Consider the following 10,058-nt stretch of genomic DNA (forward strand, 5'->3'; position numbering starts at 1 on the left):
TACGGTTCGGATTTGTAGGCCTGATAAGACGCGGCAGCGTCGCATCAGGCGCTGGCTGTCGGATGCGGCGTGAACGCCTTATCCGACCTACGGTTCGGGTTTGTAGGCCTGATAAGACGCGGCAGCGTCGCATCAGGCAATGAATGCGAAACCGCGGTGTAAATAATGACAAAAACAAAATTGGCCGTTTCGGTCAGGGCCAACTATTGCCTGAAAAAGGGTAACGACATGAAAAAATTAACCTGCTTTAAAGCCTATGATATTCGCGGGAAATTAGGCGAAGAACTGAATGAAGATATTGCCTGGCGCATTGGTCGCGCCTATGGCGAATTTCTCAAACCGAAAACCATTGTGTTAGGCGGTGATGTCCGTCTCACCAGCGAAACCTTAAAACTGGCGCTGGCGAAAGGTTTACAGGATGCGGGCGTCGATGTGCTGGATATTGGCATGTCCGGCACCGAAGAGATCTATTTCGCCACGTTCCATCTCGGTGTGGATGGCGGCATTGAAGTTACCGCCAGCCATAATCCGATGGATTATAACGGCATGAAGCTGGTGCGCGAAGGGGCTCGCCCGATCAGCGGTGATACCGGACTGCGCGATGTCCAGCGTCTGGCAGAAGCCAACGACTTTCCTCCCGTTGATGAAACCAAACGCGGTCGCTATCAGCAAATCAATCTGCGTGACGCTTACGTTGATCACCTGTTCGGTTATATCAACGTCAAAAACCTCACGCCGCTCAAGCTGGTGATCAACTCCGGGAACGGCGCAGCGGGTCCGGTGGTGGACGCTATCGAAGCCCGCTTTAACGCCCTCGGCGCTCCGGTGGAATTAATCAAAGTGCACAACACGCCGGACGGCAATTTCCCCAACGGTATTCCTAACCCGCTGCTGCCGGAATGCCGCGACGACACCCGCAATGCGGTCATCAAACACGGCGCGGATATGGGCATTGCCTTTGACGGTGATTTTGATCGCTGTTTCCTGTTTGACGAAAAAGGGCAGTTTATCGAGGGCTACTACATTGTCGGCCTGTTGGCAGAAGCATTCCTCGAAAAAAATCCCGGCGCGAAGATCATCCACGATCCACGTCTCTCCTGGAACACCGTTGATGTGGTGACTACCGCAGGTGGCACCCCGGTAATGTCGAAAACCGGACACGCCTTTATTAAAGAACGTATGCGCAAGGAAGACGCCATCTACGGTGGCGAAATGAGCGCCCACCATTACTTCCGTGATTTCGCTTACTGCGACAGCGGCATGATCCCGTGGCTGCTGGTCGCCGAACTGGTGTGCCTGAAAGAGAAAACGCTGGGCGAACTGGTACGCGACCGGATGGCGGCGTTTCCGGCAAGCGGTGAGATCAACAGCAAACTGGCGCAACCCGTTGAGGCGATTAACCGCGTCGAACAGCATTTTAGCCGTGAGGCGCTGGCGGTGGATCGCACCGATGGCATCAGCATGACCTTTGCCGACTGGCGCTTTAACCTGCGCTCTTCCAACACCGAACCGGTGGTGCGGTTGAATGTTGAATCGCGAGGTGATGTGCCGCTGATGGAAGCGCGAACGCGAACTCTGCTGACGTTGCTGAACGAGTAATATCGGATCTTCCCTTACCCCACTGCGGGTAAGGGGCTAATAACAGGAACAACGATGACAAATCTAAAAAAGCGCGAGCGAGCGAAAACCAATGCATCGTTAATCTCTATGGTGCAACGCTTTTCAGATATCACCATCATGTTTGCCGGACTATGGCTGGTTTGCGAAGTCAGCGGACTGTCATTCCTCTACATGCACCTGTTGGTGGCGCTGATTACGCTGGTGGTGTTCCAGATGCTGGGCGGCATCACCGATTTTTATCGCTCATGGCGCGGTGTTCGGGCAGCGACAGAATTTGCCCTGTTGCTACAAAACTGGACCTTAAGCGTGATTTTCAGCGCCGGACTGGTGGCGTTCAACAATGATTTCGACACGCAACTGAAAATCTGGCTGGCGTGGTATGGGCTGACCAGTATCGGACTGGTGGTTTGCCGTTCATGTATTCGCATTGGGGCGGGCTGGCTGCGTAATCATGGCTATAACAAGCGCATGGTCGCGGTGGCGGGGGATTTAGCCGCCGGACAAATGCTGATGGAGAGCTTCCGTAATCAGCCGTGGTTAGGGTTTGAAGTGGTGGGCGTTTACCACGACCCGAAACCGGGCGGCGTTTCTAACGACTGGGCGGGCAATCTGCAACAGCTGGTCGAGGACGCGAAAGCGGGCAAGATTCATAACGTCTATATCGCGATGCAAATGTGCGACGGCGCGCGAGTGAAAAAACTGGTCCATCAACTGGCGGACACCACCTGTTCGGTGCTGCTGATCCCCGATGTCTTTACCTTCAACATTCTCCATTCACGTCTCGAAGAGATGAACGGCGTTCCGGTGGTGCCGCTTTACGACACGCCGCTTTCCGGGGTTAACCGCCTGCTCAAACGTGCGGAAGATATTGTGCTGGCGACGCTTATTCTGCTGCTGATCTCCCCGGTGCTGTGCTGTATTGCGCTGGCGGTGAAACTCAGTTCACCAGGGCCGGTTATTTTCCGCCAGACTCGCTATGGCATGGATGGCAAGCCGATCAAAGTGTGGAAGTTTCGTTCCATGAAAGTGATGGAGAACGACAAAGTGGTGACCCAGGCGACGCAGAACGATCCGCGCGTCACCAAAGTGGGGAACTTTCTGCGCCGCACCTCGCTGGATGAATTGCCGCAGTTTATCAATGTGCTGACCGGCGGGATGTCGATTGTGGGGCCACGTCCGCACGCAGTAGCGCATAACGAACAGTATCGACAGCTCATTGAAGGCTACATGCTGCGCCATAAGGTGAAACCGGGCATTACCGGCTGGGCGCAGATTAACGGCTGGCGCGGCGAAACCGACACGCTGGAGAAAATGGAAAAACGCGTCGAGTTCGACCTTGAGTACATCCGCGAATGGAGCGTCTGGTTCGATATCAAAATCGTTTTCCTGACGGTATTCAAAGGATTCGTTAACAAAGCGGCATATTGATATGAGCTTACGTGAAAAAACCATCAGCGGCGCGAAGTGGTCGGCGATTGCCACGGTGATCATCATCGGTTTCGGGCTGGTGCAGATGACCGTGCTGGCGCGGATCATCGACAACCACCAGTTCGGTTTGCTGACTGTGTCGCTGGTGATTATCGCGCTGGCAGATACGCTTTCTGACTTCGGTATCGCTAACTCGATTATTCAGCGAAAAGAAATCAGCCACCTTGAACTCACCACGCTGTACTGGCTGAACGTTGGGCTGGGGCTTGTGGTGTGCGTGGCGGTGTTTTTGTTGAGTGATCTCATTGGTGACGTGCTGAACAACCCGGACCTGGCACCGTTGATTAAAACATTGTCGCTGGCGTTTGTGGTGATCCCCCACGGGCAACAGTTCCGCGCGTTGATGCAGAAGGAGCTGGAGTTCAACAAAATCGGCATGATCGAAACCAGCGCGGTGCTGGCGGGCTTCACTTTTACGGTGGTTAGCGCCCATTTCTGGCCGCTGGCGATGACCGCGATCCTCGGTTATCTGGTCAATAGTGCGGTAAGAACGCTGCTGTTTGGCTACTTTGGCCGCAAAATTTATCGCCCCGGTCTGCATTTCTCGCTGGCGTCGGTGGCACCAAACTTACGTTTTGGTGCCTGGCTGACGGCGGACAGCATCATCAACTATCTCAATACCAACCTTTCGACGCTGGTGCTGGCGCGTATTCTCGGCGCGGGCGTGGCAGGGGGATACAACCTGGCGTACAACGTGGCCGTTGTGCCGCCGATGAAGCTGAACCCAATCATCACCCGCGTGTTGTTTCCGGCGTTTGCCAAAATTCAGGACGATACCGAAAAGCTGCGCGTTAACTTCTACAAGCTGCTGTCGGTGGTGGGGATTATCAACTTTCCGGCGCTGCTCGGGCTGATGGTGGTGTCGAATAATTTTGTACCGCTGGTCTTTGGTGAGAAGTGGAACAGCATTATTCCGGTGCTGCAATTGCTGTGTGTGGTGGGTCTGCTGCGCTCGGTAGGTAACCCGATTGGCTCGCTGCTGATGGCGAAAGCGCGGGTCGATATCAGCTTTAAATTCAACGTATTCAAAACATTTCTGTTTATTCCGGCGATTGTTATTGGTGGGCAGATGGCGGGCGCAATCGGCGTCACGCTCGGTTTCCTGCTGGTGCAGATTATCAACACCATTCTGAGTTACTTCGTGATGATTAAACCGGTTCTTGGTTCCAGTTATCGCCAGTACATCCTGAGTTTGTGGCTGCCGTTTTATCTCTCGTTGCCGACGCTGGTGGTTAGTTATGCGCTGGGCATTGTGCTGAAAGGGCAACTGGCGCTGGGGATGCTGCTGGCGGTGCAAATAGCCGCGGGCGTGCTGGCGTTTGTGGTGATGATTGTGCTGTCGCGCCATCCGCTGGTGGTGGAAGTGAAGCGTCAGTTTTGTCGCAGCGAAAAAATGAAAATGCTTTTACGGGCGGGGTGAGTTGCTGTTTTCGGTTCCGACAACGGTTGCCGGATGCGGCGTAAAACGCCTTATCCATCCTACGGTTCTGTGCTCGGGTCTTGTAGGCCTGATAAGACGCGTCAGCGTCGCATCAGGCAAAAAGCGGCAACGAACAAAACAAACGCAGCCTCACCTGGCATCAAATTTATGAGGAAAAAATGAAATTACTTATTCTGGGCAACCACACTTGCGGCAACCGCGGCGACAGCGCCATCCTGCGCGGCTTACTTGATGCCATCAACAGCCTCAATCCACACGCCGAAGTGGATGTGATGAGCCGCTATCCGGTCAGTTCTTCCTGGCTGCTCAACCGCCCGGTAATGGGCGATCCGCTGTTCCTGCAAATGAAACAACACAACAGCGCGGCGGGCGTTGTCGGGCGCGTTAAAAAAGTCCTCCGTCGCCGCTACCAGCATCAGGTATTGCTCTCACGCGTCACCGACACTGGCAAGTTGCGTAATATCGCCATCGCCCAGGGATTCACTGACTTCGTGCGCCTGCTGTCAGGTTACGACGCCATTATTCAGGTCGGCGGATCGTTTTTTGTCGATCTCTACGGCGTGCCACAGTTTGAACATGCACTTTGCACGTTTATGGCGAAAAAGCCGCTGTTTATGATTGGTCACAGCGTTGGCCCGTTCCAGGATGAGCAATTTAACCAACTGGCGAACTATGTCTTTGGTCACTGTGACGCGCTGATCCTGCGCGAATCGGTCAGCCTTGATTTGATGAAACGCAGCAATATCACTACCGCAAAAGTTGAACATGGCGTTGATACTGCCTGGCTGGTCGATCATCACACAGAAGAATTCACCGCCAGCTATGCCGTTCAACACTGGCTGGACGTTGCCGCACAACAGAAAACGGTGGCAATTACCCTGCGCGAACTGGCACCGTTCGACAAACGTCTCGGCACCACTCAGCAAGCGTATGAAAAAGCCTTTGCCGGGGTGGTCAATCGCATTCTCGATGAAGGGTATCAGGTGATTGCGCTTTCCACCTGTACGGGCATCGACAGTTATAACAAAGACGATCGCATGGTGGCGCTCAACCTGCGCCAGCACATCAGCGATCCTGCCCGTTACCACGTGGTGATGGATGAACTCAACGATCTGGAAATGGGCAAAATTCTCGGTGCCTGTGAACTCACCGTCGGTACGCGCCTGCACTCAGCCATTATCTCAATGAATTTTGCCACTCCGGCAATTGCCATCAACTACGAACATAAATCCGCCGGGATTATGCAACAACTGGGGCTGCCAGAGATGGCGATTGATATCCGTCATTTATTAGATGGCAGCCTGCAAGCGATGGTTGCGGATACCTTAGGCCAGCTTCCGGTGCTGAACGCACGACTTAGCGAAGCCGTCAGTCGTGAGCGTCAGATAGGAATGCAGATGGTGCAATCTGTGCTTGAGCGCATCGGGGAGGTGAAATGAAGGTCGGCTTCTTTTTACTGAAATTCCCGCTGTCTTCGGAAACCTTCGTCCTCAACCAAATCACTGCGTTTATTGATATGGGATTCGAGGTGGAGATTGTTGCGCTGCAAAAAGGCGACACCCAGAACACCCACGCGGCATGGACGAAATACAACCTTGCCGCAAGAACCCGCTGGTTACAGGACGAACCACAAGGCAAAGTGGCGAAACTGCGCCACCGAGCCAGTCAGACCTTACGCGGCATTCATCGTAAAAATACCTGGCAGGCGCTCAACCTCAAACGCTATGGTGCCGAGTCGCGGAATCTGATTTTGTCTGCCATTTGCGGTCAGGTCGCAACACCGTTTCGCGCCGATGTGTTCATCGCTCATTTTGGCCCTGCGGGGGTAACCGCAGCAAAACTACGCGAACTGGGTGTCATTCGCGGCAAAATTGCCACTATCTTCCACGGTATTGATATCTCTAGTCGGGAGGTGCTCAACCATTACACTCCCGAATATCAGCAACTGTTCCGCCGTGGCGACCTGATGTTACCGATAAGCGATCTGTGGGCCGGAAGGCTGCAAAAAATGGGCTGCCCGAGGGAAAAAATCGCCGTATCGCGCATGGGCGTAGATATGACGCGCTTTAGCCCGCGTCCCGTGAAAGCGCCCGCAACGCCGCTGGAGATTATTTCCGTCGCACGCTTAACCGAGAAAAAAGGCCTGCATGTGGCGATCGAAGCCTGCCGTCAGTTGAAAGAGCAGGGCGTGGCATTTCGCTATCGCATCCTCGGCATTGGCCCGTGGGAAAGACGCCTGCGCACCCTCATCGAACAATATCAACTGGAAGATGTTGTAGAGATGCCGGGCTTTAAACCGAGCCACGAAGTGAAAGCGATGCTCGACGACGCGGATGTCTTCCTGTTGCCATCGGTAACGGGCGCGGATGGCGATATGGAAGGCATTCCGGTAGCGCTGATGGAAGCGATGGCGGTCGGTATTCCAGTAGTTTCCACTCTGCATAGCGGAATACCGGAACTGGTGGAGGCCGATAAATCCGGCTGGCTGGTGCCTGAGAACGATGCTCGCGCACTGGCGCAACGACTGGCGGCGTTTAGCCAACTGGACACCGACGAACTGGCTCCGGTTATCAAACGTGCGCGCGAAAAAGTCGAACACGATTTTAACCAGCAGGTGATTAACCGAGAACTCGCCAGCTTGTTGCAGGCTTTATAGAGGAGAACGCATGCCATTTAAAAAACTCTCCCGACGCACCTTTCTGACGGCAAGCTCGGCGCTTGCCTTCCTCCATACCCCCTTCGCCCGCGCACTTCCTGCCCGACAAAGCGTTAACATTAACGACTACAACCCTCACGACTGGATCGCCTCATTTAAACAAGCCTTCAGCGAAGGGCAAACGGTCGTCGTGCCTGCCGGATTGGTTTGCGACAATATCAACACCGGCATCTTCATTCCTGCAGGTAAAACGTTACACATCCTTGGAAGCCTGCGCGGCAACGGCAGAGGGCGATTTGTCTTACAGGACGGCAGCCAGGTGACAGGGGAGGAGGGCGGCAGTATGCATAACATCACCCTGGATGTGCGCGGCTCTGACTGCACCATCAAAGGGCTGGCGATGAGCGGCTTTGGCCCGGTAACGCAGATTTATATCGGCGGCAAAAACAAACGGGTCATGCGCAACCTGACCATCGATAACCTGACCGTGAGCCACGCTAATTACGCCATCTTACGCCAGGGATTTCATAACCAGATTATCGGTGCCAACATCACCAACTGTAAGTTCAGCGACTTACAAGGCGACGCCATTGAATGGAACGTGGCAATTAACGACAGTGATATTTTGATATCTGACCATGTCATCGAGCGCATCAACTGTACTAACGGCAAAATCAACTGGGGCATCGGCATAGGTCTTGCGGGAAGCACTTATGATAATAATTACCCGGAAGACCAGTCAGTGAAAAACTTTGTCGTGGCAAATATCACGGGATCGGATTGTCGGCAGTTGATCCATGTTGAAAATGGTAAACATTTTGTTATTCGTAATATCAAAGCCCGCAATATCACGCCGGATTTCAGTAAGAAAGCAGGCATTGATAACGCGACAGTTGCTATTTACGGTTGTGACAATTTCGTGATTGATAATATTGAAATGATTAATAGCGCCGGGATGTTAATCGGCTATGGGGTAATTAAAGGCAAATATCTCTCGATACCGCAAAATTTCCGAGTGAATAATATTCAACTGGATAACACCCATCTTGCTTATAAATTGCGCGGCATCCAAATCTCCGCCGGGAATGCCGTCTCCTTTGTGGCACTGACTAACATTGAGATGAAGCGTGCCTCGCTGGAGCTTCACAATAAACCGCAACATCTTTTTATGCGAAATATCAAAGTGATGCAGGAATCCTCAGTTGGACCAGCATTGATCATGAACTTCGACATGCGCAAAGACGTTCGCGGCGTCTTTATGGCGAAAAAAGAAACCCTGCTGTCTCTTGCAAATGTTCATGCGGTGAATGAAAAAGGGCAAAGCTCCGTCGATATCGACAGAGTTAATCACCATATTATTAATATGGAAAAGATTAACTTTAGATTGCCGGAACGGAGGGAGTAGATTTGCGACCATTCCTGGAAAAATGGAGCCATACTTAGGAACAATGCTACTGCAATCCACAACGAAGCGGCGTAACATCACAAGTAATTCAGTAATCAATTCAGGGTAATTGATGCTGGCGAAAAAAATCGAACAAGCTATAATTCAGCAACCATTTTACAGGTGGATGAAATAATGACGAATTTAAAAGCAGTTATTCCTGTAGCGGGTCTTGGGATGCATATGTTGCCTGCCACTAAGGCGATTCCCAAAGAGATGCTACCGATCGTCGACAAGCCAATGATTCAGTACATTGTTGACGAGATTGTGGCTGCAGGGATCAAAGAAATCCTCCTGGTAACTCACGCGTCCAAGAACGCGGTCGAAAACCACTTCGACACCTCTTATGAATTAGAATCTCTCCTTGAGCAGCGCGTGAAGCGTCAACTGCTTGCGGAAGTGCAGTCCATCTGTCCACCGGGCGTGACCATTATGAACGTGCGTCAGGGCGAACCTTTAGGTTTGGGCCACTCCATTTTATGTGCACGACCTGCTATTGGTGACAATCCATTTGTCGTGGTGCTGCCAGACGTTGTGATAGATGACGCCAGCGCCGACCCGCTGCGCTACAACCTTGCTGCCATGATTGCGCGCTTCAACGAAACGGGCCGCAGCCAGGTGCTGGCAAAACGTATGGCGGGCGATCTCTCTGAATACTCCGTCATTCAGACCAAAGAGCCGCTGGACCGTGAAGGCAAAGTCAGCCGCATTGTTGAATTTATCGAAAAACCGGATCAGCCGCAGACGCTGGACTCAGACATCATGGCCGTTGGTCGCTATATGCTTTCAGCAGATATTTGGCCGGAACTTGAACGCACTCAGCCTGGTGCATGGGGACGTATTCAGCTGACTGATGCCATCGCTGAACTGGCGAAAAAACAGTCCGTTGATGCCATGCTGATGACAGGTGACAGCTACGACTGCGGTAAAAAAATGGGTTATATGCAGGCGTTTGTGAAGTATGGACTACGCAACCTCAAAGAAGGGGCGAAGTTCCGTAAAGGGATTGAGAAGCTGTTAAGCGAATAATGAAAATCTGACCGGATGTAACGGTTGATAAGAAAATTATAACGGCAGTGAAGATTCGTGGCGAAAGTAATTTGTTGCGAATATTCCTGCCGTTGTTTTATATAAACAATCAGGATAACAACGAGTTAGCAATAGGATTTTAGTCAAAGTTTTCCAGGATTTTCCTTGTTTCCAGAGCGGATTGGTAAGACAATTAGCGTTTGAATTTTTCGGGTTTAGCGCGAGTGGGTAACGCTCGTCACATCGTAGGCATGCATGCAGTGCTCTGGTAGCTGTAAAGCCAGGGGCGGTAGCGTGTCTAGGGGAAGGTCATCGCGTGCGTTAAGCACAAAAAGAAAAAATGAACGTTTGCATGTAATAAGCATAAGTTTGTGAATAGA

General features: G+C 52.3%; 7 protein-coding genes. All 7 read left to right on the forward strand.

The features are described 5' to 3' along the window. The first annotated feature begins 228 nt into the window (after positions 1 to 228). The 7 genes from cpsG to galF all read left to right on the forward strand — a co-directional run bounded on the left by cpsG (position 229) and on the right by galF (position 9,678). Positions 229 to 1,599 carry a colanic acid biosynthesis phosphomannomutase CpsG gene (gene cpsG, locus E0D98_RS18080; RefSeq protein WP_001504404.1) on the forward strand — a complete coding sequence of 457 codons (1,371 nt, stop codon included), beginning with the start codon at positions 229 to 231 and terminating at the stop codon, positions 1,597 to 1,599. A gap of 54 nt (positions 1,600 to 1,653) precedes the next feature. Beyond that, a complete protein-coding gene (wcaJ, locus tag E0D98_RS18085) occupies positions 1,654 to 3,048 on the forward strand; it encodes an undecaprenyl-phosphate glucose phosphotransferase (protein ID WP_000183130.1) in 1,395 nt (464 codons plus the stop codon). Between the two features lies 1 nt (position 3,049). Beyond that, the gene (wzxC, locus tag E0D98_RS18090; RefSeq protein ID WP_000058413.1) at positions 3,050 to 4,528 is read left to right on the forward strand and encodes a colanic acid undecaprenyl disphosphate flippase WzxC; all 1,479 of its coding nucleotides are present in this window, start codon (positions 3,050 to 3,052) and stop codon (positions 4,526 to 4,528) included. 179 nt (positions 4,529 to 4,707) lie between these two features. After that, entirely contained in the window at positions 4,708 to 5,988 is a 1,281-nt protein-coding gene (gene wcaK, locus E0D98_RS18095) for a colanic acid biosynthesis pyruvyl transferase WcaK (protein ID WP_000770892.1), read from the forward strand. After that, positions 5,985 to 7,205: a colanic acid biosynthesis glycosyltransferase WcaL gene (gene wcaL, locus E0D98_RS18100; RefSeq protein WP_000862639.1), complete on the forward strand. Its 1,221-nt coding sequence runs from the start codon at positions 5,985 to 5,987 to the stop codon at positions 7,203 to 7,205. Before wcaK ends, wcaL begins: the two co-directional genes overlap by 4 nt. A 10-nt stretch (positions 7,206 to 7,215) precedes the next feature. After that, entirely contained in the window at positions 7,216 to 8,610 is a 1,395-nt protein-coding gene (wcaM, locus tag E0D98_RS18105; protein ID WP_001116022.1) for a colanic acid biosynthesis protein WcaM, read from the forward strand. Positions 8,611 to 8,784: 174 nt separating this feature from the next. Further along, complete coding sequence (gene galF, locus E0D98_RS18110) at positions 8,785 to 9,678, forward strand: UTP--glucose-1-phosphate uridylyltransferase GalF (RefSeq protein WP_000183047.1); 894 nt, start codon at positions 8,785 to 8,787, stop codon at positions 9,676 to 9,678. The last annotated feature ends 380 nt before the right edge of the window (positions 9,679 to 10,058 follow it).

Source organism: Escherichia sp. KCJ4928 (assembly GCF_004352695.1).
Classification (GTDB): Bacteria; Pseudomonadota; Gammaproteobacteria; order Enterobacterales; family Enterobacteriaceae; genus ECMA0423.

Bases quoted from the DNA above. Each gene is read 5' to 3' on its own strand.
- cpsG (WP_001504404.1), top strand. From the start codon at position 229: ATGAAAAAATTAACCTGCTTTAAAGCCTATGATATTCGCGGGAAATTA.
- wcaJ (WP_000183130.1), top strand. From the start codon at position 1,654: ATGACAAATCTAAAAAAGCGCGAGCGAGCGAAAACCAATGCATCGTTA.
- wzxC (WP_000058413.1), top strand. From the start codon at position 3,050: ATGAGCTTACGTGAAAAAACCATCAGCGGCGCGAAGTGGTCGGCGATT.
- wcaK (WP_000770892.1), top strand. From the start codon at position 4,708: ATGAAATTACTTATTCTGGGCAACCACACTTGCGGCAACCGCGGCGAC.
- wcaL (WP_000862639.1), top strand. From the start codon at position 5,985: ATGAAGGTCGGCTTCTTTTTACTGAAATTCCCGCTGTCTTCGGAAACC.
- wcaM (WP_001116022.1), top strand. From the start codon at position 7,216: ATGCCATTTAAAAAACTCTCCCGACGCACCTTTCTGACGGCAAGCTCG.
- galF (WP_000183047.1), top strand. From the start codon at position 8,785: ATGACGAATTTAAAAGCAGTTATTCCTGTAGCGGGTCTTGGGATGCAT.